Source organism: Paraburkholderia sacchari, assembly GCF_000785435.2.
Classification (GTDB): Bacteria; Pseudomonadota; Gammaproteobacteria; order Burkholderiales; family Burkholderiaceae; genus Paraburkholderia; species Paraburkholderia sacchari.
Window position 1 is genome coordinate 557,649 of the sequence record NZ_JTDB02000002.1, and the last position, 23,978, is coordinate 581,626.

A 23,978-nucleotide genomic window follows, 5' to 3' on the forward strand; every position below is an offset into this window, starting at 1 on the left:
TTTGAGCGGCGCGCGGCCCATCAGAAGACGGAGAACCCGATGACATACGTATTTGACCCAGTGCCGCAAGCCGCCGTGCCCGTGGCTGGCAGCGATGCGCACTTTCCGGTGCGCCGCATCTATTGCGTCGGCCGCAATTACGAGGCGCACGCGCGTGAGATGGGCCACGACCCGAGCCGCGAGCCGCCGTTCTTTTTCGCCAAGCCCGCCGATGCGCTGCTCTACGTCGCGCCCGGCACGACCGCTGAATTCCCGTATCCCACGCAGTCGCAGAACGTCCACTTCGAGATGGAACTGGTCGCGGCGCTCGGCAAGGGCGGCAAGAACATTCCGGTCGAGCACGCGCTCGATCACGTGTTCGGCTATGCGCTCGGCCTCGACATGACGCGCCGCGACTTGCAGGCCGAAGCGAAGAAGCTCGGCCGCCCGTGGGATGTCGCGAAGGGTTTCGATCATTCCGCGCCTATCGGCCCGATTCATCGCGTTACGGAAGTCGGCCAGATGGCCAGCGGCGCGATCTGGCTCTCGGTGAACGGCGAGGAGAGACAGCGCTCGGACATCTCGCAGATGATCTGGCCCGTTGCCGACACCATTGCGTTTCTCTCGACGCTCTTCGAGTTGAAGGCGGGCGATCTGATCTATACGGGCACGCCGGAAGGCGTTGGCGCGGTGAAGCCGGGTGACGTGATGAAGGGCGGTGTGGACGGCATCGGCGAGTTTTCCGTGCGCGTGGTGTGAAGCGCGCCAGAGAGTCGGAGAGCGCTGCATGGGAGCGGAGCAGGCGCTAAAGCGCTACCTCCGGATCGTAAAATGCTGAAGCACTAACTCCGATCGACAAAAGAGCATGAGGGGAGCATGAAGCTTTACAGCTATTTCCGTAGTTCGGCGTCGTATCGCGTGCGCATCGCGCTGAATCTGAAAAACCTGCCGTACGAGTATGTACCGGTGCATCTGGTACGGGAGGGCGGCGAACAACTGAAGTCCGCGTACCGCAAGATCAATCCCGATGCGATCGTGCCGGCGTTCATCGACGACGAGAATCATACGATCCAGCAATCGCTGGCGATCATCGAGTACCTCGAGGAAACGCATCCCGAGCCGCGATTGTTGCCGAAGTCGCCGGCCGACCGCGCATACGTGCGCTCGATTGCGCTGCAGATCGCGTGTGAAATTCATCCGCTCGACAATCTGCGCGTGCTGAGGTACCTGAAGCACACGCTGGGCGTGGACGATGCAGCCAAGGACGCCTGGTATCGGCACTGGATCGAAGCGGGCTTCGCCACGCTGGAGGAGCGTCTGGCGAACGATCCGCGCACGGGCACGCTCTGCTATGGCGATACGCCGACCCTCGCTGACTTGTGCCTCGTGCCGCAGATCTACAACGCGCACCGCTTCAAGATCGACACGGCGCGCTATCCGACCATCCAGCGCATCCACGACCATGCGGTGCAGCTCGACGCGTTCGTGCGCGCCGCGCCAGGCGTGCAGCCGGACGCGGAGTGACGCGCTCGCACTCGTGCCGCACTTGCATCAGTACATGAAAAAAGGCGTCGTTCGCGAGAACGACGCCTTTTGTATTTGAGCGCATTCCTGAAAGCGGGATCAGCTCCCGAGCAGCGCATCCGCAAATTCTTCGGCCACGAACGGCTGGAGGTCTTCGACCTTCTCGCCCACGCCGATGAAGTACACCGGGATCGGACGTTGACGCGCGATGGCGGCGAGAATGCCGCCCTTCGCGGTGCCGTCGAGCTTGGTGACGATGAGGCCGGTCAGGCCCAGCGCATCGTCGAATACCTTCACCTGCGTGAGCGCGTTCTGGCCCGTGTTCGCGTCGATCACGAGCAGCACTTCGTGCGGCGCGCCGTCGAGCGCCTTGCCGATCACGCGCTTGACCTTCTTGAGCTCGTCCATGAGGTGCAGCTGCGTGGGCAGGCGCCCCGCCGTATCGGCCATCACCACGTTGATGCCGCGCGCGCGCGCCGCGCTCACCGCGTCGAAGATCACGGCGGCCGGGTCGCCGCTTTCCTGCTGCACGACTGTCACGTTATTGCGCTCGCCCCAGATCGCGAGCTGCTCGCGCGCGGCGGCGCGGAACGTGTCGCCCGCGGCCAGCAGCACGCTCTGGTTGAAGCTCTGCATATGTTTCGCGAGCTTGCCGATGCTCGTGGTCTTGCCCGCGCCGTTCACGCCCGCGATCATCATCACGAGCGGCTGCGCGCGGCCCAGCATCAGCGACCTTTCGAGCGGCTTGAGCAGGTCGACGAGCAACTGGCGCAACGCGTCCTTCACCTGCTGGGCCTCGGTCAGGCGCTCGGCGCGCACTTTCTGGCGCAGCGTTTCCAGCAGGTACTCGGTGGCGTCGACGCCCGCGTCGGACATCAGCAGCGCGGTCTCGAGTTCTTCGTAAAGGTCGTCGTCGATCTTCGCGTTGACGAAAATGCTCTGAATGTTCGAGCTGGTCTTCGACAGCCCCGACTTCAGGCGCGAGAGCCACGACTTCTTCGCGCTGGCATCGGGCGCGGGGGGCGGGACGATTTCGACGGCTTCGGGTTCGTCTTCGTAAGCGTCCTCGGCTTCATCGGCTTCGACTGGCGGCGCCATGGAGACCGGTGCAGCACAAGAGTGGTCGTCGGGCAGGGTGGGCGGCGATGCGTCGGGCGTGGCTGGCGCTTGCGAGCCCGCGTCGGCTTCGGCCGCCTCGTTTCCGGCGCCCTTCGAGCCCCGGAGTCGTTTGAAGAAACTGAACATGGTCTGGTGTGAGGAAAACGCGCTGCGGGTCTGACCGAGGGACGGTCATCGACGTCGCTTATCGACGTGGCACAAATGGGCAACGCGGCGGGCAACGCGGGGAAAACATGTCATTTTATCAGGCGCTTTCGGGTGCGTCGTTGCGGCAGGCGTGCGGCAGAGATCCAGCGTGCGCCCGGCCCTGTGGTAACGTTCGCGCATTGGTCGGCGCGGCGTCTGCCCCGCGCAGATCGGCACCGATTCACTCAGCAAAAAGCGCATGCCTCGTTCATCATCTTCCCCTCGCCCGCAGGGCGCCCACGCCACTCGTGGTGCGAAATCCGGCGCAAAACCCGGTGCGCAAGCCGGCCGCGCCGGCGGCACCCACACGATCCGCATCATCGGCGGCGACTGGAAGCGCACGCCGTTGCCGGTGCTCGATCTCGAGGGCCTGCGACCTACGCCCGACCGCGTGCGCGAAACGCTCTTCAACTGGCTCGGCCAGCGCCTCGAGGGCCAGCGCTGCCTCGACCTGTTCGCGGGCAGCGGCGCGCTCGGCTTCGAAGCGGCGTCGCGCGGCGCGGCGCGCGTGGTGATGGTCGAGCGCAATGCGCGCGCTGCCGCGCAATTGCGCGCGAACCAGGCGCACCTGGCCGCGCGCATGATCGAAGTGGCCGAAGCCGACGCGCTGCGCCTCGCCGCCAACCTCGCGCCGGGCTCGTTCGACGTCGTGTTCCTCGATCCGCCGTTTGGCGACGCCGCGCTGCTCGTGCGCTCGCTCGAACTGGCTGCGCCGCTCGTCGCGCCCGATGGCTGGCTCTATGTGGAGTCGGGCGAACCTGTGGATCCCGCGGCGCAGCCCGCGCTGGCGGGCTGGAGCGTGGTACGCGAGGGCAAGGCGGGGGCGGTTCGCTATCATTTGCTGCAACGCGAAAATGAGGAATAATGCGCGTTCGATAAGGAAGCGGGCGGGCGAATTCTGGCGCCACGCAGGCACTTGCGCATGCTGCGTACCAATCGCGCATTGCGCCCCATTTCAGTTGAGAGGAGAAGCCTCATGGTAGTCGCCGTGTACCCCGGTACGTTCGATCCGCTCACGCGCGGTCACGAAGATCTCGTGCGGCGCGCGTCGAGCATTTTCGACACGCTGGTGGTGGGTGTCGCCGACAGCCGCGCCAAGAAGCCGTTCTTCTCGCTCGAAGAGCGGCTCGACATTGCGCATGAGGTGCTGGGCCACTATCCGAACGTTCAGGTGATGAGCTTCAAGGGCCTGCTCAAGGATTTCGTGCGCAACAACAATGCACGCGTGATCGTGCGCGGCCTGCGCGCCGTGTCGGACTTCGAATACGAGTTCCAGATGGCCGGCATGAACCGCTATCTGCTGCCCGACGTTGAAACGATGTTCATGACGCCATCGGATCAATATCAGTTCATTTCGGGCACGATCGTGCGCGAAATCGCCCAATTGGGCGGCGATGTCAGCAAGTTTGTGTTTCCCTCGGTGGAAAAGCGACTCCAGGACAAAGTGGCCGCACTCGGCGGCCCGGCGTGACCCACGCCTGAGTTAAAGCGGCGCGTATCTCATCATTGGTGCGGCGCTGCTTTCTTGCCTTCTTCAAGTGGCCGCGTATTCCGAAGGCCCGGCATGGCCCGGGCCGCAGCGCTATAATTAATTGTTTTTGAAGGGAAACGCGAGAGTAGTATGGCCCTGATGATTACCGACGAGTGCATCAATTGCGACGTCTGCGAGCCCGAGTGCCCGAACGGTGCGATTTCGATGGGCCCGGAAATCTACGTGATCGATCCGAACAAATGCACCGAATGTGTTGGCCACTTCGATGAGCCGCAGTGCATCCAGGTCTGTCCCGTCGAGTGCATTCCGAAAAATCCGGAGCATGTGGAATCGCACGAGCAATTGATGGAGAAGTACCGTGCGCTTACCGCGGCGAAGAATGCTTGAAACACTGGCGGTTCTGGAATAAAAACCGCGCAGAAATGACAAACGCGCCTCAATCGAGGCGCGTTTTTTATTTCAAGCGGATCTTTTAACCGACGATCGTTTTCAGGGCGTCGATCAACGCGTTGCATTCGTCGTCAGTGCCGATCGAGATACGCAGGTGCTGACTTACGCGCGGCGCGTTGAAGTGGCGCACGAAGATTTCCTTCTCGCGCAGCTTTGCGGAAATGTGCGCCGCGTCGTGCGCGGGATGCCTTGCGAACACAAAATTGGCCGCCGAGGGCACGACCGCGAAGCCCAGCGCCGCGAGCGCCGCAGTCAGCCGCTCGCGGCTTTCCATGACCCGCTTGCTGGTGGTTTCCAGCCACTCGGCGTCCTCGTAGGCGGCGGTTGCCGCGGCTTGCGCGAGGCGGTCGAGCGGGTACGAGTTGAAGCTGTCCTTCACGCGATTGAGCGCGTCGATCAGATCGGCGTGGCCGAACGCGAACCCCACGCGCATGCCCGCGAGCGAGCGCGACTTCGAGGTCGTGTGCACGACCAGCAGATTCGGGTAGCGGTCGATCAGCGCGATGGCCGATTGCGTGCCGAAATCGACATAGGCCTCGTCGAGCACCACAACGGAATCGGCGTTGCCCGCCACGAGACGCTCGACTTCCGCGAGCGGCAGCGCGTGACCCGTGGGCGCGTTCGGATTCGGGAAGATCACGCCGCCATTCGTTGCGCCATTCGCGGGCAGGTAGTCGTCGACACGAATCGCGAACTGCGCGTCGAGCGGCACCGTGCGGTACTCGACACCGTAAAGGCGCGCGTAGGTCGGGTAGAAGCTGTACGTGATGTCAGGAAAGAGAATCGGCTTGTCGTGCTTGAGCAGCGCCTGGAACGCGTGTGCGAGCACCTCGTCGGAGCCGTTGCCCACGAACACCTGATCCGAGCGAATGCCGTGATGCGCGGCCACGGCCGCGCGCAGGCGCTTGGCGACCGGGTCCGGATAGCGGCGCAGCGACTCGGCCGTCTCGCCGAGTTCGGCGCGAATCGCTTCGAGCACGCGCGGCGAGGGCGGGTACGGGTTCTCGTTGGTATTGAGCTTCACCGGCTTCGCGAGCGTGGGCTGTTCGCCCGGCACGTAAGGCACGAGGCGGTGGACGATGTCACTCCAGTAACGACTCAAGTTGCTCTCCTTCGATACTACGAGGTGGCTTGCAGAGGATGGACGCGATGAACGCAATGAGCGCTGAGATTAGCCGTTGCGATGCAACTGCATGACCGCGCGCTCGGCCTCGCCCTTCACGAAAGTGGACATCACGGCGAGCGCGCGCTCGATCGACGCGTCGATCACGTCCTGCTCTTCGCGGCGCGGCGGCTTGAGCACGTAGTTCGCCACGTCGGGCTTGGCGCCCGCGCGCGCACCTTCGGGAATCAGATCGCGCGGATGGCCGATGCCGATGCGCAGGCGCCAGTATTGCTGCGTCGACAGATGCGCGGAAATGTCCTTCAGGCCGTTGTGGCCGCCGCTTCCGCCGCCGAGCTTGAGCTTGACGGTGCCGGGCGACAGGTCTAGTTCGTCGTGCGCGACGAGGATCTCGTCGGGCAAGATCTTGAAGAAGTTCGCGAGGGCGACGACCGATTGGCCCGAACGGTTCATATACGTCTGCGGCTCGAGCAGATGCACTTCCTCGCCGTAGAGGCGCGCCTTCGCATAGTGGCCATGGAAACGCCGCTCATCGCGCAGCGTCGTGCCGGCTTCGCGCGCGAGCTGGTCCACGAGCCAGAAGCCGGCGTTGTGGCGCGTTGCCGTGTATTCGGCGCCCGGATTGCCGAGCCCGACGATCAACCTGATCATTATGGTGTTCCGCCTGCAGAATTCGTTGAAACAACCGCCAAGTGTACGAAAAAACCGCGAAAAAAAACCCGCCGGGGCGAACCGCGGCGGGTCACGTCGTCCGTTTCTTTGAAACGGATCGAGAGGATCAGCTTATTTGTTGCCGGGCGCTTACTCAGCCGCTGCTTCTTCGCCTTCAGCAGCTGCTTGAGCGCCAGCCGGCACGGGTGCCGACGCGACCACCGGGTTTTCGGCTTCGACGTGGGGAACCAGCGTGACGCCTGCGGGCAGCGTGATGTCCTTGGCGTGCAGCGATTGGCCGGCTTCGATCTTCGCGAGGTCGACTTCGAGGAATTCCGGCAGTTGGCCCGGCAGGCACTGGACTTCGATTTCAGCCAGAACGTGCGAGATGATCGCGCCACCCAGCTTCACAGCCGGGTTGGTTTCCTGGTTCATGAAGTGCAGGGGCACCTTCGTGTGGATCTTCTTGTTCGGATCGACACGCTGGAAGTCCACGTGCAGCACGAGCTGACGGAACGGGTGGTATTGCACGTCGCGCAGCAGGACTTGCTGCGACTTGCCGGCCACTTCGAGGTCGAGAATCGACGAGTGGAAGGCTTCCTTCTTCAGGGCGTGCCACAGCGCATTGTGATCGAGCTCGATCAGTTGCGGCTCCGAACCGACACCGTAAACGATGCCAGGGGTCTTGCCAGCATTGCGCAGGCGGCGGCTCGCACCCGTACCTTGCAGATTGCGTTCGAAAGCGATGACTTTCATGATGTTCTCAGTTGATGCACTGCCCGCGACCAGGCAGTAAATAAAACGGGGTCCTTTCGGCTGGATATCCGCCAGAAGGCCCCCTGCGATGCGGCGCAAACCTTCGTTCGCTTGCGCCGATTACACCGAAGCGCGGCATCCTTGCGAATGCCGCGCTTCGGCGCGAATCTCTTTAGCTTTCCGCGAACAGCGACATCACCGAGTCGCCACGGCGGATACGCGAGAACGTTTCCGCCAGCAGACCCGCGCTCGTGAGCGAACGGATCTTCGCGCACGAACGGGCTTCTTCACCCAGCGCGATGGTGTCGGTCACGACCAGTTCGTCGAGCGCCGAAGCGGCGATGCGCTCGCCCGCGCCACCCGAGAGAACCGGGTGCGTGGCGTACGCGAACACCTTCTTCGCGCCGCGGTCCTTGAGCACTTGCGCTGCCTTGCAGAGCGTGCCGGCGGTGTCGACCATGTCGTCCATGATTACGCAGGTGCGGCCTTCGACTTCACCGATGATGTTCATTACTTCGGCGACGTTCGCCTTCGGGCGACGCTTGTCGATGATCGCGAGATCGCAGTTCAGCTGCTTGGCGAGCGCACGGGCGCGCACCACGCCGCCGACGTCCGGCGAAACGACCAGCAGGTTCTCGTAGTTCTGCTTGCGCAGATCGCCGAGCAGCACGGGCGTTGCGTAGATGTTGTCGACGGGAATATCGAAGAAACCCTGGATCTGGTCAGCGTGCAGATCCATCGTGATGATCCGCTCGACGCCCGCGATTTCCAGCATGTTCGCCACGACCTTCGCCGAGATGGCGACGCGCGCCGAACGGGGGCGGCGGTCTTGACGGGCATAGCCGAAGTAGGGGATGGCTGCGGTGATCCGGCCTGCGGATGCGCGCTTGAGCGCATCGACCATGATCATCAGTTCCATCAGATTGTCGTTGGTCGGCGCGCTGGTCGACTGAAGGACGAAGACGTCCTTGCCGCGCACGTTTTCCTGGATTTCGACCTGGATCTCACCGTCGGAAAAGCGGCTAACCATAGCCTTACCGAGGGGAATACCGAGGATCTTGACGACTTCCTGTGCAAGCGCGGGATTCGCGTTGCCAGTAAAAACCATCAGGCCGTCATGGCTGCTCATCATGCACCTGCTGCGGACTTGGGGGGGCGAGAGGAACTACTTGGGTGAACTGCTTTAGAATTTTTGGCAGGGGAGGAAGGACTCGAACCCTCGCATGCCGGAATCAAAATCCGGTGCCTTAACCAACTTGGCGACTCCCCTACACTCAACTTCGAGCCTGACTGATCGGTAGGACGATCAGCCACGCAAAACTATGCCGCGAAAGCGAAGAGTGGATGTGTGTCCAGGCTCGACGTCACTGCGCTTCTCCAGTCTGCCGGAAGCTGCACTTGCGCAACTTCTGCTTCAGCCCGACTGGCGAACGCTGCGAAAACACTCGCGCCCGACCCGGTCATCCGCGCTGGTGCGATGCTGTTTGAGATACTCTCAAACCATCTGAGCACCTGCGCTACTTCCGCGTATTTTCCTGCGACAACCGCTTGCATATCGTTTTGACCGAAACTATCTGGCCATCCCTTCTGCTGCTTGCTACCTGCAAGTTGCTGTGCAAGAAAGACTGCTATTGTGCAGGTTCTTGTGTCCCTTGTCAACGACTTTTCTGAAAAAATTTCAGCGGTAGGAACATGAACTCGCGGCGTCACCACCAAAAAGTGGCGCGGGGGCAATTGTACAGCCTCCAGCGCCTCTCCAACACCCTCGGCGAACGCATTTTTCCCGAATATGAAGAAGGGCACGTCGGCGCCGAGTTTGAGCGCGAGCGCCTGCAATTCCTCGCGCGGCAGGTTGAGCTTCCACAGGCGATTGAGCGCGAGCAGCGTGGTGGCCGCATCGGAGCTACCGCCACCAAGCCCCGCACCCATCGGCAGACGCTTTTCGATGTCGATTTCGACGCCTTCGTTCGTGCCGGTATGTTGCTTGAGCAACGTCGCGGCGCGCACGGTGAGGTCGTGCTCGGCGGGGACGCCGTCGACTTCCGTGGTGCGCGCGATACGGCCGTCGAGGCGGCGCGTGAAATGCAGCGTGTCGCCCCAGTCGAGCAACTGGAAGACGGTTTGCAGGTCGTGATAGCCGTTGGGCCGGCGACCCGTGATGTGCAGGAAGAGATTGAGTTTCGCGGGCGCGAGGCAGTCGCGCAGCGAGTCCTGGGTTTCGGTCATGATGCTGGTAAGCGCCGTGCGGCGGCGGGCGCACATCGCGCTTGCCGCCGCACGGGCGCAATTCCTTTACTGGTCGAGCACGAGCTTGATCTGAAGCGGCGGGTTGTCGCGCGCGAGGTTCACGCGCTTGACGCCGGTGGCGGGCGCGTCTGCGTAGGCGAGATAGTCGATGGTCCAGCCGTCCTGCTGGATCTGTGCGAGACGCTGCGGATCTTTCGCGTCGGGCGTCGTGTGGGCGCGCGACGTGGGGGCGACCGACGGCTGCAGCCAGTAGCGCAAGCCTTCCACCGGCAGCGCGAAGCCAAGCGCCTGCTGCATCAGCGTGCTGACGTTGTCGGCGGTGAGCGGCTGCTTGTTCGGCAATTCGAGCGTGGCTGCGGCCGGCGACGACGTGACGATGGCGAGCGTCTGCCCAAGCGGATTGAGCAGCTGCAGTGTCACGGTCGAATCGGCCTCGTGCCAGTCGAAATTGCCGTAGGCGTTGCGCTGCTGGCCGTTCTGGTCGTCGTATTGAACGGCGAAGCGGCCATGGTAGGCGCGGCTCGTTTGCGTGGTGAGCGAGGTCGTGGCGCGAGCCGTGGACGGCTCATGCGGCGCTTGCGTCGCGCAACCCGCGAGCGTAAGCAATCCGGCGAGCAGCCCGGCCGCCGCCATGCCCAGCGCCGGCCGCGGGGTCAGACGCGAGGAGCGTCTCGCAGCGGCAGTGGCGGTTGGGCGGCGATGCGGTTGAAATTCAGCCATCAGAGATCGTTGACCTGAAAGCGCTTGAGCGTCTTCAGGAGTGTGTCGTTGTCGGGTTCGAGCTTGCGCGCCTCGCGCCAGGCTTGTCGCGCACCGTCCTGGTCGCCGTTCTTCCACAGCACCTCGCCGAGGTGCGCGCCGATCTCGGCGTTCGGCTGCAGGCTGTAGGCCTTGCGCAATAGCTTGATGGCGTCGGCATTGTCGCCCATGCGGTACTTCACCCAGCCCACGCTGTCCATGATGAACGCGTCGTCAGGGGCGAGCGACGAAGCTTTTTCGACCAGCTTGTCCGCTTCCGGCAGGCGCTGGTTGCGGTCCGCGAGCGAATAGCCGAGCGCGTTGTAGGCCTGCGGGTTGTCGGGCTGCGTCTTGATCAGCTTGCGCAACTGCGCTTCCATGACTTCGAAGTGACCGGTCTTTTCCGCGGCCATGGCGTAGTCATAGGTGAGATCGGGGTCGTCCGGGAAGTTGGCGGTAGCCTTGGCGAGACGCGCTTCCGCTTCGGGATAGCGCTTCGCGTCGAACAGGATAGCTGCGTCTGTACGCGCGATCAGCGCCTGGTCGCGCGGGTCGTCGGACTGGATGCTCGCGAGCTGGCGGCGCGCTTCGTCGATCTTGCCCTGCTTGTCGAGCATCTGCGCGCGCGTAATCTGTGCGGGCACGTATTGCTGGCTGTTGGGCTGAATTTTGTTGAGCCACTGCTGCGCACCCGCGTCGTCCTTTTGCTCGGCGGCGAGCTGCGCGAGATAGATGTAGCCCTGGCCCGGGTCCGCGCCCGGCGTCTTTTCTGCCACCTGCGTGTACTGCACCAGATATTGCCTGGCCTCGTCGTACTTCTTCTGCTGCACGTCGATGAGCGAGAGCGCCATCAGTGGCATCAGGTCCGTCGAATTGGCCTTGTGCAGGAACTCGAACTGTTTTTTCGCGTCCTCGAGGCGGTCCGATGCGAGGTAGGTTTGCGCGAGCGCAAGACGTCCTTCACGCGACTTCGGATTCTGCCGAACATATTTTTCGATCGACGCGATGCCTTCCTGGCGCTCTTCCGGGCCCATCTGCGCGAGCATCAGCGCGGCGGGCAGGTAGTCGGGCTTGATGGATAGCGCCTGTTCGAACGACTTGCGCGCGGCCGGCACGTCGTCGACGAGCAGTTGCTGGCGGCCGAGAGCGAGCTGCGCCTCGGGACGGTTCATGTCGTCCTTGAGCAGCGTTTTGAGCACTTCGAGGCCGCCGGCGCGATTCGGGCCGCGCGAGAGCAGCAACTGCAGCGAAAGCAGTGCCTGGCCGCGGCTGTCCGCCGGCACGCGGGCCAATTCGCGCGCGAGCAATGGCTGCGCCTCGGCGGGCCTGCCGGAAAGCACGAGCAGCGAGGCGTCGAGCTGCGCCGCACGCTCCGAATCCGGCGCGTACTGTTGCCAGAGCTGCACGGCGGTGAGCGCGTCGGTGGGGCTTTGCGCCGCGAGCGCGATTTCCGTCGCGCGCTGCGCCATGCGCGGGTCGTGCGTGTCGCGGGCGAGTGCGAGATAAGTCTGATAGGCCGGCGCCGGCTGATTGCGCTGCAGCGCGATTTCAGCGGCAAGCACCTGGAAGACGATCTGGCTCGATAGCGCGACGCCCGGCAGGTCCTTCTTTTCGTCGGGCGAAGCGGGCCCGAACACATCCGGCATGGTGACGGAAGTGTCGTCCGAGGTGGGGGCCTGATCCTGCGCGTACGCGCTCGACGTGGTCAACGCCCACGCTGCGAGCACCGCTGCGCCGATCAGGCGCCGGGGACCCGGCACGCGTAGTTGACGCGCTTCGCGCAGACGCGGCGCTGCCGCCCTGGAGCCCGCTTTGAAGCCCCGCAGCGAGCGCTTCGCAAACAGCTTTACGAAAGACAGTTCCATGGAATTCCGTCGAATGTTTCGGTCGATTGTAACGCGCTGGATACAATACGCGCACAACGGCGACGCAAGTTGCAGACCAGCCCGGTTACGTTCGCCGGATTGTTCCGGCACAACCTTCCACCCCTTTTAGACATGCCAGAACTGCCAGAAGTTGAAGTGACCCGCAGGGGCATCGAGCCGTGGGTAGCGGGCCGCCGCGTCGAGCGCGTCGAGGTGCGCAATCCGGCCCTGCGCTGGCCCGTGCCGGCCGCGCTCGCGCGCACGCTGCGCGGGCGCACGATTCGTTCCGTGGGCCGGCGTGGCAAGTACTTGCTGTTCGAGGTCGACGAGGGCTGGTTCATCGTCCATCTTGGCATGACCGGCACGCTGCGCGTGTTACGCAATCTTCCAAAGCCGCCGGCCGCGGAGAAGCACGATCACGTCGACTGGTTCTTCGACGACTTCACACTGCGTTTTCGCGACCCGCGCCGCTTCGGCGCCGTGCTCTGGCATCCGCGCGAGGCGGGCGACGTGCTTGGCCATCCGCTCCTCGCGAACCTCGGCATCGAGCCGTTTACGCCTGCATTTTCGGGCGCGCTGCTGTTTCGCGAGACGCGCGGCCGCAAGGTGTCCGTCAAGCAGGCGCTGCTCGCAGGCGACATCGTGGTCGGCGTCGGCAATATCTACGCATCGGAAAGTCTGTTTCGCGCGGGCATCCGGCCGACCACGGCAGCGGGCCGCGTCTCGCTCGCGCGCTACGAGCTGCTCGCGGACGCCGTGCGCGCCGTGCTGGCCTCGGCAATCGAGAAGGGCGGCAGCACGCTGCGCGATTTTGTCGGCAGCAATGGCGAAAGCGGTTACTTTCAGCTCGAATACTTCGTTTATGACCGCGCGGGCCAGCCCTGCCGCGTGTGCGGCACGGCGATCAAACAGATCGTGCAGGGCCAGCGGTCCACTTATTTCTGTCCGCGCTGTCAGCGCTGATTGCAAGCCCTTCCTGCAAGTTCTTCCATGTATCTTTCATCCGCTTCTACCGAAAAGCCCGCTCCAGGCACGTATCCGGACGACCTGCTCGCGAGTTTCGCGCCGCGCCTGATAGCCTGGCAACGCGAACACGGCCGCCACGATCTGCCATGGCAGAACACGCGCGACCCTTATCGCATCTGGCTGTCGGAAATCATGCTGCAGCAGACACAGGTTTCCACGGTGATTCCGTATTACGCGCGCTTTCTCGAACGGTTTCCCACGGTCGAGGCGCTTGCGGCCGCGCCCATCGACGACGTGATGGCGTTGTGGGCCGGGCTCGGCTACTACTCGCGTGCGCGCAATCTGTATCGATGCGCTCAGGTGGTCGCGCAGGAGCACGGCGGCCGGTTTCCATCGACGGTCGAAGGGCTCGCCGATTTGCCCGGCATCGGCCGCTCGACGGCGGCGGCGATCGCGTCGTTCGCGTTCGGCGCGCGCGCGACGATTCTCGACGGCAACGTGAAGCGTGTGCTGGCGCGGGTGTTCGGCGTGGAAGGCTTTCCCGGCGAAAAGCGCGTGGAGAACGCAATGTGGACGCTTGCCGAATCGCTCGTGCCGGGCGCCGATGCCAGCGACGCTGACGTCAGCGCCTACACGCAAGGGCTGATGGATCTTGGCGCGACGCTGTGCACGCGCGGCAAGCCCGATTGCGAGCGCTGCCCTTTTGCGGGCGATTGCGTGGCGAAGACGACGGGCCGCCAGCGCCAGTTGCCCGCTGCGCGTCCGAAAAAGGCCGTGCCAACGCGCCGCACGTGGATGCTCGTGCTGCTGCTCGACGGCGACGCGGTGATGCTGGAGAAGCGCCCGCCCATGGGCATCTGGGGCGGTCTTTGGAGCTTGCCCGAAGCCGCCGGCGAAGCGGCGCTGGCCGATCGCGCGCTAATGTTCGGCGCGAGCGCGAAGGCTGCGCCGCTCGCGTCACTCACGCATACGTTCACGCACTTCAAGCTCGACATCGAGCCGCGCATGATCGAGCTGGAACGCAAGGGCGCCGCGCTCGCGGCGAATGAGGCTGAAACGGTGTGGGTCTCGCTGCGCGAGATCGACGCGTACGGTGTGCCCGCGCCGGTGCGCAAGCTGCTCGACGGCCTGCGCGGTTCGTTGATCTGAGAAAAAACGCAGGCAGTGAGCGCTACAGCAACTGATGCTGCTGCATGTAGTGATGCACGACGTCGATGCGCGCACCGGCGTCGTTAAGCTCCATCAGCTTCTGCCGCGCGCGCAATGCGATCGGCAGGACCTCCGCGAGCCGGTTGGAAACCCACGACGGATCGTCGAAGCGGAACGGCTCCGCGAACGGCAAGCTCGCCGCATCGCGCTCGCGGATCGTCGCGATGATGCGCTCCAGCACCTCCGCGCACGCGCCGAAGCGCGCTAGATGCTCCGCGCCTTCGAGCGGAATGTCCTCGGGTAGCGGCTCGGCCATGCCCACCAGCAAGCCGTCGGCTTGCGCGCGATGCGAGAGCAGCCGGAAGCGCCGTGTGCCGTGCGCGCGAATGTGCAGCATGCCGAACGTTTCGACATCGCACTGCTCGATTTCGGCGAGACAGCCCACGCTTTCGGGCACTGCGGCGACTTCGTCGGGTTGCGCGACCTCGGCGCCGCTCTTGATCAGACATACGCCGAACGGCGTTTTCTCGCGCAGACATTCGCGCGCCATGTCCAGATAGCGCGCTTCGAAGATCTTCAGCGGCAACAAGCCGCCGGGGAAGAGCACCGTATGCAGCGGAAAGAGCGGCAAATCGGCGAGCACGGCAGGAGAAGAGGACATGGCGCAACGCTTTCGGTTAAGGGCCGCGCGACGCGGCCGCGTTAGGCGATCAGCCGGGACGATTCTCCGACGTCGAGTGGCGCGTCGCGATGACGCACGATGACGTTCGACTCGCCGGCAAAGCGTGTGGCGAGCGTCTGGGCAATGTAGACCGAGCGATGCTGGCCGCCGGTGCAGCCGATCGCGACGGTCAGGTAGCTGCGGTTGTCGTCGCGGAAATGCGGCAGCCATTTCGCGACGAACGCGTAGATATCGTCGATCATTTCATGGACGGCCGGCTGCGCGTTCAAAAACTCGATCACGGGCGCATCGAGCCCAGTGAGCGGCCGCAGGCGAGCGTCGTAATGCGGGTTCGGCAGCGTGCGCACGTCGAACACGAGGTCTGCGTCCAGCGGCACGCCGCGCTTGAAGCCGAACGATTCGAAGGTGAGCATCAGCGAGCCGCGCCCGCCCTCGACGAATACCTTGATCCACTGGCGCAGCGCGTTGGCGCTCAGGTTGCTCGTGTCGACCTGATGGCCGAATTCGGCAAGATTGGCGACCAGTTCGCGCTCGTGCTCGATGGCCTCTTCCAGCGACTTGAGCATGCCGACGTTGGCGTCATGCGCGACGGACCCGGAAAGCGGATGGCGGCGCCGCGTCTCCGAAAAGCGCTGGATGAGCGATTGCGTGCTCGCATTGAGGAACAGCACGCGCACATCATGCGTGCGTGCGAGGTCGCGGATCATTTCCGGCATGTCCTCGAACGAGGAACTCGAGCGCGCGTCGATCGCAACCGCGAGACGCTCGTAGCCGTCTGCGGCGAGATATTGGGCAAGCTGCGGCAGAAAGCGCGGAGGCAGATTGTCGACGCAGAAATAGCCGACGTCTTCGAGCGCATTCAGCGCCACTGACTTGCCGGAGCCCGAAATGCCGGTGATCAGGATGATACGCATGAGAAAGAGGATGAACCCGATTGGGTCATCATAGCATTCGATCTATGCGCCGGTGATGACGCTGCGGCGCACAGATCGCGCGTCATGGGCGCGCGTGCCGAGTCAGATCAGCTTGCCGGGGAACTGGCTGTCCGGATCCTGCATGGCCAGACGCTGGCGGTCCATGAAGTCGCGCAGGGTGTCGATGCCACGCAATTGCAGGATGGTGTTGCGCACGGCGGCCTCGACAAGCACTGCGAGGTTGCGCCCAGCCGCCACCTGGATCGTGACTTTGCTGATGGGCAGGCCGAGCACGTCCACGGTCTGGCTTTCGAGCGGCAGACGCTGGAATTCGCCGTCGGGCCGGCGCACCAGTTGCACGATGAGCTTGAGCTTCATCTTCCGGCGCACTGCGGTTTCGCCGAAGATCGTCTTGATGTCGAGCAGACCCAGGCCGCGCACCTCGAGCAGGTTCTGCAGGAGCGGCGGGCAGCGGCCCTCGACGAAATCGGGGCCGAGGCGCACGAAGTCCACGGCGTCGTCGGCTACGAGGCCGTGGCCGCGGCTGATGAGTTCGAGGCCGAGTTCGCTCTTGCCGAGGCCCGAGTCGCCGGTCAGCAGCACGCCCATGCCGAGAATGTCGAGGAACACGCCATGCAACGTCGCGCGCGGCGCCAGGATGCGCGACATATAGAGGCGCAGGCTGTCGATCACCGTGGCCGCCGACATGGGCGTGGTGAAGAGCGGCGTGGAGGAGCGCGTGCAGCGCAGCACCAGTTCGGGTGGCGCGGTCATGCCGTCGGCGACCACGAGGAACGGCGGTTCGAGCGCGATGAGCTCGGCCATGTGGCGCGAGCGGTCTTCGTCGGTCTGGCGCTGGTAGTAATGGATCTCGGCGTCGCCGAGCACCTGGATGCGGTTCGGGTGGATCAGGTTCAGGTGGCCGACGAGGTCTGCGCTAGCCGTAGCCGTTGCCACCGTCTCGGCTGAAAAGCCGCGTTCCCAGCCTTCGTGCCCCGTCAGCCAGCTAAGCTTCAGCGTGGTGGCGTTGTCGTCGAAGATGCTTTGGGCGTTGATGCTGGAAGTGTCCATGAGTCCTGGCGCTAAATGCGCAAAAAGCCGCGCGTTACATCAAGGTTGCCACTGGGTGAGCAGTCGATGCAACGTCTCGCGATCTTCCTCAGTATGCAGCCGTTCGCGTGCTTCGCGATCCGACAGCAGTTGGGCGATCTCGGACAGAATTTCAAGGTGCTGCTGCGTGGCTTGTTCCGGCACGAGCAGAAAAATGAGGAGCGAGACGGGCTGGCCATCGGGCGCTTCGAAGGGAATCGGCTCGGCAAGCCGCACGAAGGCAGCAAGCGGCTGCTTCAGGCCCTTGATGCGGCCGTGCGGAATGGCCACGCCTTCACCGAGGCCGGTGGAGCCGAGGCGTTCGCGCGCGAACAGATTGTCGGTGACCGTGCTGCGGGCGATGCCGTTCTGGTTTTCGAAGATCAGGCCAGCTTGTTCGAAGACGCGCTTCTTGCTGGTAACGGACAGACCGACGACGACGTTCTCGATGGGAAGTATTTTGGCTAAACGATTCATGTTGGCAGGCGAAAACGTGGCCTGAATGCTCCTCACCCCGACAATCGGCGCAACTGATGCGCGAGGCGGCACACTGTTGCGCGCAGGACAAACCCTGCGCAGCCGGTACCTCGCCTGACACGACCAGCGCGATGCCGGGACCATGGGGACGTATTACCCCGAAAGTGACTGGACCATTATAGAGCAAGCGTACTGGCCGATGGTGCGATGCGCCATGCATCGGCGCAACCATTGTTGCACGGTTGCACTCTCTATCACCGTTCGATGCCGGACATACGGACCCTGCGCACAGCAAGGGCCACGAAAAAGCCGCCCGACGAGGGCGGCTTCGTTGGCGGCCTGCTTGAGATCTGGTCGAGACCAGATCTCGCGCACTCGCTCACACCAGCAATCGGGGTTGAATCAACTCCGGATGTTCACTGCGTTATTGCGGCGGAACTTCGACCGGGGCGGCCGGCTGATACTTGAGCGATTCGTGCTGATGCCCTTGCAGGCGGTCCTTGTGGCGCACGACCTGACGGTCGAGTTTATCGACCACGAGATCGATGGCGGCGTACATGTCGCCGTTCGCGCTTTCCACAAAAATATCCTTGCCTTTCAGATGAAGGTTCACTTCAACCTTCTGTCTCTTGTCCTTTTCCTTATGGTTGTCGACCGAGAGGACCACATTGCCATCGATGACCTGATCGAAATGTCTTAGCACCCTGTCCAGTTTGGTGATCACGTATTCTCGCAACGCTGGCGTTACTTCGAGATGGTGTCCACTGATCTTCAGATTCATAGTGCTTCTCCAGGCTATTGGCCGCGTGACGCGTGAAGCGCGGCTGTGCCGGTCGACTGACTCGCCCAGGTCGTTCGGCTCCCCGAAAGGCCGTCACGGGGGGGGCAAGCTCGACTGGCCATCTCCGCCAACTGGCGCCGCGGCCGGAAAATGCCCATTCCGCAAATGTCCGGAACAGGCTTAAAGAGACTTGCGCAGATTAACCGCTGGGATCTTCAGCGCCTCGCGGTACTTCGCGACAGTGCGTCGCGCAACCACGAAACCCTGTTCCGCCAGCAGTTCGGCTATGCGGCTGTCCGAAAGAGGGGATTTGGTGTTCTCGGCTCCTATGAGTTGCTTGATGAGGGCACGAATGGCGGTAGACGATGCTGCGCCTCCCGTGTCCGTTGAGACATGCGATCCGAAGAAGTACTTAAATTCAAGTGTCCCGAATGGAGTCAGCATGTATTTACCGGTTGTCACACGCGAGACAGTAGATTCGTGTAGGCCCAGCGTATCAGCAATCTCCCTCAAAACCAAGGGGCGCATGGCAATCTCGCCGTGCACGAAAAAGTTCTTCTGACGCTCGACGATCGCCTGCGCGACGCGCAGGATCGTCTCGAAGCGTTGCTGGATGTTCTTGATGAGCCAGCGCGCCTCCTGCAACTGCTGGCGCAGCGACCCGCTGCCCGGGTCGCCCCGGTTGTTGCGCAGGATGTTGGCGTACAGGTGGTTGATGCGCAGCTTGGGCACCACTTCCGGATTGAGTTCGGCGTGCCAGCTCTGGCCGGACTTCTTCACGATGATATCCGGCACCACATAGTCGGCTTCGGCTTTGCCGTACGCCGCGCCCGGAAACGGTTCGAGCGAGCGGATCAGCGTGTGCGCCTCGCGCAATTCGTCGTCGCCGGCCTTCAGTTGCTTGCGCAAACGCGTGAAGTCGCGCGCAGCCAGCAGTTCCAGATGATTCGACACGATTTCGAGGGCGAGCGTGCGCGTGGGCGACGAAGTGACGCGCAACAACTGCAGCTTCAGGCACTCCGAAGCCGAGCGCGCGCCTACGCCCGCCGGATCAAAGCTGTGCAGCAGCGCGAGCGCCGCGTTCAGTTCGTCGGCGTCGACTTCCAGCTCGTCGGGGAGGTCGGCCAGAATCTCGTCGCAGGTCGTTGAGAGATAGCCGTCTTCGTCGAGCGATTCGATCAGGAACGTAATGAGTGCGCGGTCGCGCAGACTCGCATTGGTTTCGCGCAACTGCGCCATCAGATGATCGCGCAGCGTGGTGGTCGATTCGTGAATTTGCAGCGGCGGCAGGTCGTCGTCGTCGGAGGCGCTGCCGGAGCGGCCATAGTCGTCGAGGTTCCACTGGCTTGCCTCGCCGTTCGTGTCGCCGCCGAGGCCGTCGTATTCGTCCACGCCCTGGGGGTCGCCTTCGCCGCTTTCGCTGCCGCTGGCGGACGAGCTTGTGCCGTTGCCCGCGCCCTGCATCGGCTCGGCGCCCGAGGGCGCCGGCGGCTGGGCGATAACCGAGCCGTCCGCCGCCACGCGCAGCGGGCTGGCGATCCAGTCGTCCTCGTTTTCAAGCAACGGGTTCTGCGCGATCGCCGTGGCGACCTCCTGTTGCAGTTCGAGCGTCGACAGCTGCAGCAGCCGGATCGACTGTTGTAGCTGCGGGGTCAGCGCGAGATGCTGCGAGAGGCGGAGTTGGAGGCTGGCTTTCATGGCAGTGTGCGATTCATTGTAAAGAGTTTGCCACGCTCGCGATACCGCGCGACATACGCGAAAACGCGCGTGCCCTGGCGAAGTGTGCAGGGTGGCTGCAAGCGCGAATTTGGTGCGCAAACAAGCGCGTGAGATGCTCGCGCGCGCGCCTGCGCAATGCGCGGCGCATGAATTTCACTGGGCGGACTCGGCCCGCGCCAGCGGGCAAGCACTACGGAAAACTCAGGGGATGACGGCCGGAGGGTCTTGCTCGCCTCGGTGTGGCGAGCGGTTCCGGGGCGCGCAGGGTATCTGGCGTGCCCCGGTCCGGCGTTTTACATGCGGAAATGCTCGCCGAGATAGACGCGGCGAACGTTTTCGTTCTCGATGATCTCGCCGGGGGCGCCCGCGGCGAGCACGCTGCCGTCGCTGATGATGTACGCGTGGTCGCAGATGCCGAGCGTCTCGCGCACGTTGTGGTCCGTGATCAGCACGCCGATGTTGCGCTGCTTCAGAAACTTCACGATCTTCTGGATTTCCAGCACGGCGATCGGGTCGACGCCCGCAAACGGCTCGTCGAGCAGGATGAAGCTCGGATCGGTTGCGAGCGCGCGCGCGATTTCCACGCGGCGGCGTTCGCCGCCCGAAAGCGAGAGCGCCGGATTGTCGCGCAAGTGCGCGATCTGGAGTTCGTCGAGGAGCGCGTCCGAGCGCGCGGCGATGGTGTCCTTCGAAAGACGCTTGCCGTGCTCGTCGGTCTGCAGTTCCAGCACCGCGCGGATGTTCTCCTCCACGGTGAGCTTGCGGAACACTGACGCTTCCTGCGGCAGATATGAAAGGCCGAGCGCCGCGCGCTTGTGGATCGGCAACAGGCTGATGGACTCGCCGTCGAGGTCGATCTCGCCCGCGTCAAGCGGCACGAGGCCGACGATCATATAGAACGACGTGGTCTTGCCCGCGCCGTTGGGCCCGAGCAGTCCGACCACTTCGCCGCTCTTCACGTCGAGCGAAACGTCCTTGACGACGGTGCGCGAGCCGTAGCGCTTCTTGAGGTTGCGCACGACGAGCGAACTCGTCTTGCCCGCGGCTGGGCGCTGATGGATGGGGGAGACGGTGGCGGTGTTCACTGTTGCGGCGCTCCCTTGAGTGTCGTGGAGGGCGCGAGCGTGGCCGGGCCGCCGGAGAGCGGCTGCGCGCCGCCGTTGCGCGGCGAGAGCATTGCGCGCACGCGGCCCTTCGGATTGCCGGGGCTTGCCACGTCCGAGCCTGACTTCGCGGTGTAGAAGTCGTTCTGGCCGTCATAAGTGATGACGCTGCCGTGGACCGTGTCCATCACCGTCGAGAGGCCCTGCAGGCGGCGTACCGTCGCGCGCGTGGTGAGCGTGGTGAGATCCTGCTTGCCGTCGTAGTCGATGCGCTCGGCGGTGCCGTCGACGTATTCGTCGATGCCTTCGCGCTTCTGGCGGAAGTAGGCGAGGTTGGCTTCGGGCGTGCCCGGCGCCACCGTGCCGGTGGCGTACTGATAGCCCTGCGGGTCTTGCGTGACGACAAGCTTGTCGGCCTTGATCATGATCGTGCCCTTGGTGGCGATCACATGGCCGGTGAAGACGGTCTGTTGCTTCAGATCGTCGTACGTCATGTTGTCCGCTTCGATGTTGAGCGGTTTGTCCTTGTCGGCGCGCTCGGCGTGCGCGGCGGGCGCGATGCACGCGAGCGGCAGCGCGGTCGCAAGCGCGGCCAGCGTCGCGAACGCAGCGCGGCGCCAGCCCTGCGCGTGCGGGCGGCCGGACAAAGGTCGTGGAAGCGAATCGTTCATGCAGTCGTGCCTTGGGTGGACGGCCCGGGGATCAGGACGAGCCGCCGGAATCAGCCGGGGCGATCGCGCCGCGGACATTGCCGAAGAGCTGGATGACCCGGGTGACGTTGTTGTAGTTCATGCCGCTGGTGGCCGTCATGACCGACTGGCCGCGACGAAGTTTAACCGGCTTTTCGGTCAGGATCACATCGTCGTTCACGAGCACGCGGAAATGCTCGGAATCAGCCTGCATGTCGGGGTCGCCCGGGCCGGCAGCGCGCAGGATGCGCGCGTTGTCGTACAGGTCGACGATCGAGGCGTCGCCGTTGACCGTGCCGCGCTTGCCCGTGGCCGTGACCACCGGCTTGCCGGGCTGGAACGCGCGCACCGCGGGCATTGTGAGGTCGCTGTTCGAGTCGTCCTCGTAATGCACCATGTGTTCGGCGGTGAGGCGGTATTGCGTGGAGCCCGACTGGTCGAGTTCGGAGACCGAGAAGTTGTCGGCGAAATAGTCGGGCGTGTGCGTGAGCGGGCGCGGCGCAGCTTCGTTCTCGCGCGGCTTGACGGCCTGAATCAGCCACCACGTGAAGCCGGCGAGCACGGCCACGCAGATCACCGGCACGAGCGAGCTGAGACGAAACTTCTGCTGGTTCATTGGGACTCCGCGCGCGACTCGGCGGCGAGCGGGGCGCCGGGCGAGCAGGCGGCCGCGAGCATGGCGTCGTAATGGCCCTGGGCGCGCAGAATCAGGTCGGTGACTTCGCGCACGGCGCCGTGGCCGCCGATTTTGTCCGTGACCCAGTGAGCGCGCGCGAGCACGTCCGGATGCGCGTTCGCCGGCGCCGCGCCAAAGCCGCACTGGAGCATCACGCCCAAGTCGGGCCAGTCGTCGCCCATGTAGCCGCACTGCTCGCGCGTGACGCCGGTTTCGGCGAGCAGCGCTTCGAACGCGACGCGCTTGTCCTCGACGCCCTGATATAGATGCGTGATGCGCAACTCTTTCGCGCGCACGGCGACGATCTCCGAGCGGCGCCCGGTGATGATGGCCGTGTCGATGCCGGCTTCGCGCAGGAGCTTCGCGCCGTGTCCGTCGAGCGTGTTGAAGCCTTTCATGGTGTCGCCCGCGCCCGTGAACAGCAGGCCGCCGTCGGTCAACACGCCGTCGACGTCGAAAATCATCAAGCGCACGCGCGCGGCACGCGCGTTCGCGTCAAGCCCGGGGGCCGCATTCATCAGATCACCTTCTTGGAGAACAGGTCGTGCATGTTGAGCGCGCCGATGAGCGCGCCTTCGGCGTCCACCACCAGCATCTGATTGATGCGATGGCGCTCCATCAGTTCCACGGCTTGCACCGCGAGCTGGTCGGGGCCGATCGTGCGCGGGCCCTTCGTCATCACCTGGGCGATCGGCAGGTCGCGGAAATCGCCCACGCGTTCGAGCACGCGGCGCAGGTCGCCGTCGGTGAAGATGCCGGCCACGCGGTTTTCTTCATCGACGATGGCGGTCATCCCCATGCGCCTGGCGGTGAGTTGAATGAGAGCGTCGCGCACGGTGGCGGCCATGGGCACCTTCGGGATGGCGTCGCCCGTGCGCATCACGTCGCGCACGTAGGTGAGCAGGCGCCGGCCGAGCGCGCCGCCGGGATGGGAGCGCGCGAAGTCGTCGGCGCCGAAGCCGCGCGCGTCGAGCACCGCGACCGCGAGCGCGTCGGAAAGCGCGAGCGCCGCCGTCGTGCTGGCCGTGGGCGCGAGATTCAGCGGGCAGGCTTCTTTCTCGACGCCGGCGTCCAGATGCACATCGCAGAGTCTGCCGAGCGTGGACTGCGGGCGGTTGCCCGTCATGCCGATGAGCTTCGCGCCGATGCGCTTGACGAGCGGCAGGATGGCAACGAGCTCTTCCGATTCGCCGGAGTTGGACAGGCCGATGAACACGTCGTCGGCGGTCACCATGCCGAGGTCGCCGTGGCTCGCTTCGGCGGGATGCACGAAGAACGCCGGCGTGCCGGTGGAGGCGAGGGTGGCCGCGAGTTTGCGGGCAATGTGGCCCGATTTGCCGATGCCGGAGACGACCACGCGTCCACGGCAACTGAGGATGAGATCGACCGCGCCGACGAAGTTGTCGTCGAGCCGGTCGCGAAGTCCGCGCACGGCGTCGGCTTCGATGTCGAGCACGTCGCGAGCGAGCGTCAGCGCCCGATCGCCATTGATTTTCGCTATCATTCGCGGAGTATAGCAAAGGCGTATGGGCGCCGCGCCGGCGCTCTCAGCGCGAAAGCCCCGGCTTTTACCGCCTTTGCGCCTCCTTTCCGCCGTATCGCA

26 protein-coding genes and 1 tRNA gene are annotated in these 23,978 nt (G+C 64.2%); 7 read left to right on the forward strand and 20 right to left on the reverse strand.

Features of this window, described 5'->3' with window-relative positions:
* Nucleotides 1-39: 39 nt before the first annotated feature.
* Nucleotides 40-738 (forward strand): fumarylacetoacetate hydrolase family protein, encoded by a 699-nt coding sequence (locus tag NH14_RS09315; protein ID WP_035524094.1) that lies wholly within the window; start codon nucleotides 40-42, stop codon nucleotides 736-738.
* 117 nt (nucleotides 739-855) lie between these two features.
* Nucleotides 856-1,503 (forward strand): maleylacetoacetate isomerase, encoded by a 648-nt coding sequence (gene maiA, locus NH14_RS09320; protein WP_035523797.1) that lies wholly within the window; start codon nucleotides 856-858, stop codon nucleotides 1,501-1,503.
* A 99-nt stretch (nucleotides 1,504-1,602) separates the two neighbouring features.
* Here maiA and ftsY read toward each other — a convergent pair whose 3' ends face one another.
* On the reverse strand, nucleotides 1,603-2,748 hold the full coding sequence (gene ftsY, locus NH14_RS09325; protein ID WP_035523799.1) for a signal recognition particle-docking protein FtsY: 1,146 nt from the start codon (nucleotides 2,746-2,748) through the stop codon (nucleotides 1,603-1,605).
* Between the two features lie 259 nt (nucleotides 2,749-3,007).
* Here ftsY and rsmD point away from each other — a divergent pair, with 259 nt between their 5' ends.
* The 3 genes from rsmD (at nucleotide 3,008) to NH14_RS09340 (ending at nucleotide 4,687) form a co-directional block, all read left to right on the forward strand.
* Complete coding sequence (gene rsmD / locus NH14_RS09330) at nucleotides 3,008-3,673, forward strand: 16S rRNA (guanine(966)-N(2))-methyltransferase RsmD (RefSeq protein WP_035523801.1); 666 nt, start codon at nucleotides 3,008-3,010, stop codon at nucleotides 3,671-3,673.
* Nucleotides 3,674-3,784: 111 nt separating this feature from the next.
* Entirely contained in the window at nucleotides 3,785-4,279 is a 495-nt protein-coding gene (coaD, locus tag NH14_RS09335; RefSeq protein WP_035523803.1) for a pantetheine-phosphate adenylyltransferase, read from the forward strand.
* A 150-nt stretch (nucleotides 4,280-4,429) separates the two neighbouring features.
* The gene (locus NH14_RS09340; protein ID WP_035523806.1) at nucleotides 4,430-4,687 is read left to right on the forward strand and encodes a YfhL family 4Fe-4S dicluster ferredoxin; all 258 of its coding nucleotides are present in this window, start codon (nucleotides 4,430-4,432) and stop codon (nucleotides 4,685-4,687) included.
* A gap of 85 nt (nucleotides 4,688-4,772) precedes the next feature.
* On the opposite strand, the gene hisC is transcribed toward NH14_RS09340, so the two are convergent.
* The 8 genes from hisC to NH14_RS09380 form a co-directional block, all read right to left on the reverse strand.
* Nucleotides 4,773-5,852 (reverse strand): histidinol-phosphate transaminase, encoded by a 1,080-nt coding sequence (hisC, locus tag NH14_RS09345; RefSeq protein ID WP_035523807.1) that lies wholly within the window; start codon nucleotides 5,850-5,852, stop codon nucleotides 4,773-4,775.
* A 69-nt stretch (nucleotides 5,853-5,921) separates the two neighbouring features.
* Nucleotides 5,922-6,524 carry an aminoacyl-tRNA hydrolase gene (gene pth, locus NH14_RS09350; RefSeq protein WP_035523810.1) on the reverse strand — a complete coding sequence of 201 codons (603 nt, stop codon included), beginning with the start codon at nucleotides 6,522-6,524 and terminating at the stop codon, nucleotides 5,922-5,924.
* Nucleotides 6,525-6,674: 150 nt separating this feature from the next.
* A complete protein-coding gene (locus NH14_RS09355; RefSeq protein ID WP_035523812.1) occupies nucleotides 6,675-7,280 on the reverse strand; it encodes a 50S ribosomal protein L25/general stress protein Ctc in 606 nt (201 codons plus the stop codon).
* 172 nt (nucleotides 7,281-7,452) lie between these two features.
* Nucleotides 7,453-8,409, reverse strand: coding sequence for a ribose-phosphate pyrophosphokinase (locus NH14_RS09360; RefSeq protein WP_035523817.1), 957 nt, complete (start codon nucleotides 8,407-8,409; stop codon nucleotides 7,453-7,455).
* Between the two features lie 64 nt (nucleotides 8,410-8,473).
* Nucleotides 8,474-8,550 (reverse strand) — tRNA-Gln (locus NH14_RS09365).
* A gap of 50 nt (nucleotides 8,551-8,600) precedes the next feature.
* Nucleotides 8,601-9,506, reverse strand: a complete 906-nt coding sequence (ispE, locus tag NH14_RS09370; protein WP_035524097.1) for a 4-(cytidine 5'-diphospho)-2-C-methyl-D-erythritol kinase — start codon at nucleotides 9,504-9,506, stop codon at nucleotides 8,601-8,603.
* A gap of 66 nt (nucleotides 9,507-9,572) precedes the next feature.
* On the reverse strand, nucleotides 9,573-10,160 hold the full coding sequence (gene lolB / locus NH14_RS09375; RefSeq protein WP_052147886.1) for a lipoprotein insertase outer membrane protein LolB: 588 nt from the start codon (nucleotides 10,158-10,160) through the stop codon (nucleotides 9,573-9,575).
* Nucleotides 10,161-10,246: 86 nt separating this feature from the next.
* Nucleotides 10,247-12,130, reverse strand: coding sequence for a tetratricopeptide repeat protein (locus tag NH14_RS09380; protein ID WP_035523821.1), 1,884 nt, complete (start codon nucleotides 12,128-12,130; stop codon nucleotides 10,247-10,249).
* A 132-nt stretch (nucleotides 12,131-12,262) separates the two neighbouring features.
* Here NH14_RS09380 and mutM point away from each other — a divergent pair, with 132 nt between their 5' ends.
* Together mutM and mutY are read left to right on the forward strand one after the other, a co-directional pair.
* Complete coding sequence (mutM, locus tag NH14_RS09385) at nucleotides 12,263-13,093, forward strand: bifunctional DNA-formamidopyrimidine glycosylase/DNA-(apurinic or apyrimidinic site) lyase (protein ID WP_035523823.1); 831 nt, start codon at nucleotides 12,263-12,265, stop codon at nucleotides 13,091-13,093.
* A 27-nt stretch (nucleotides 13,094-13,120) separates the two neighbouring features.
* Nucleotides 13,121-14,245, forward strand: a complete 1,125-nt coding sequence (mutY, locus tag NH14_RS09390) for an A/G-specific adenine glycosylase (protein ID WP_084225204.1) — start codon at nucleotides 13,121-13,123, stop codon at nucleotides 14,243-14,245.
* 22 nt (nucleotides 14,246-14,267) lie between these two features.
* On the opposite strand, the gene NH14_RS09395 is transcribed toward mutY, so the two are convergent.
* The 11 genes from NH14_RS09395 to kdsD all read right to left on the reverse strand — a co-directional run bounded on the left by NH14_RS09395 (nucleotide 14,268) and on the right by kdsD (nucleotide 23,879).
* Nucleotides 14,268-14,906: an LON peptidase substrate-binding domain-containing protein gene (locus NH14_RS09395; protein ID WP_035523825.1), complete on the reverse strand. Its 639-nt coding sequence runs from the start codon at nucleotides 14,904-14,906 to the stop codon at nucleotides 14,268-14,270.
* 41 nt (nucleotides 14,907-14,947) lie between these two features.
* Nucleotides 14,948-15,841, reverse strand: coding sequence for an RNase adapter RapZ (rapZ, locus tag NH14_RS09400; protein WP_035523828.1), 894 nt, complete (start codon nucleotides 15,839-15,841; stop codon nucleotides 14,948-14,950).
* Nucleotides 15,842-15,943: 102 nt separating this feature from the next.
* Nucleotides 15,944-16,912 carry an HPr(Ser) kinase/phosphatase gene (hprK, locus tag NH14_RS09405; RefSeq protein ID WP_027795920.1) on the reverse strand — a complete coding sequence of 323 codons (969 nt, stop codon included), beginning with the start codon at nucleotides 16,910-16,912 and terminating at the stop codon, nucleotides 15,944-15,946.
* Nucleotides 16,913-16,951: 39 nt separating this feature from the next.
* Nucleotides 16,952-17,407, reverse strand: coding sequence for a PTS IIA-like nitrogen regulatory protein PtsN (gene ptsN / locus NH14_RS09410; RefSeq protein ID WP_035523831.1), 456 nt, complete (start codon nucleotides 17,405-17,407; stop codon nucleotides 16,952-16,954).
* A 424-nt stretch (nucleotides 17,408-17,831) separates the two neighbouring features.
* Entirely contained in the window at nucleotides 17,832-18,188 is a 357-nt protein-coding gene (gene hpf, locus NH14_RS09415) for a ribosome hibernation-promoting factor, HPF/YfiA family (protein WP_035523833.1), read from the reverse strand.
* 180 nt (nucleotides 18,189-18,368) lie between these two features.
* Nucleotides 18,369-19,886: an RNA polymerase factor sigma-54 gene (locus tag NH14_RS09420; RefSeq protein WP_035523836.1), complete on the reverse strand. Its 1,518-nt coding sequence runs from the start codon at nucleotides 19,884-19,886 to the stop codon at nucleotides 18,369-18,371.
* A 314-nt stretch (nucleotides 19,887-20,200) separates the two neighbouring features.
* Entirely contained in the window at nucleotides 20,201-20,968 is a 768-nt protein-coding gene (gene lptB / locus NH14_RS09425) for an LPS export ABC transporter ATP-binding protein (RefSeq protein WP_152617096.1), read from the reverse strand.
* Between the two features lie 20 nt (nucleotides 20,969-20,988).
* The gene (gene lptA / locus NH14_RS09430; RefSeq protein WP_035523841.1) at nucleotides 20,989-21,681 is read right to left on the reverse strand and encodes a lipopolysaccharide transport periplasmic protein LptA; all 693 of its coding nucleotides are present in this window, start codon (nucleotides 21,679-21,681) and stop codon (nucleotides 20,989-20,991) included.
* Nucleotides 21,682-21,712: 31 nt separating this feature from the next.
* Complete coding sequence (gene lptC, locus NH14_RS09435; RefSeq protein ID WP_035523843.1) at nucleotides 21,713-22,315, reverse strand: LPS export ABC transporter periplasmic protein LptC; 603 nt, start codon at nucleotides 22,313-22,315, stop codon at nucleotides 21,713-21,715.
* Nucleotides 22,312-22,893 (reverse strand): KdsC family phosphatase, encoded by a 582-nt coding sequence (locus NH14_RS09440; protein ID WP_052147887.1) that lies wholly within the window; start codon nucleotides 22,891-22,893, stop codon nucleotides 22,312-22,314. Before NH14_RS09440 ends, lptC begins: the two co-directional genes overlap by 4 nt.
* Complete coding sequence (gene kdsD, locus NH14_RS09445; RefSeq protein ID WP_035523846.1) at nucleotides 22,893-23,879, reverse strand: arabinose 5-phosphate isomerase KdsD; 987 nt, start codon at nucleotides 23,877-23,879, stop codon at nucleotides 22,893-22,895. The genes NH14_RS09440 and kdsD overlap by 1 nt, the downstream gene beginning before the upstream one ends.
* Between the last annotated feature and the right edge of the window lie 99 nt (nucleotides 23,880-23,978).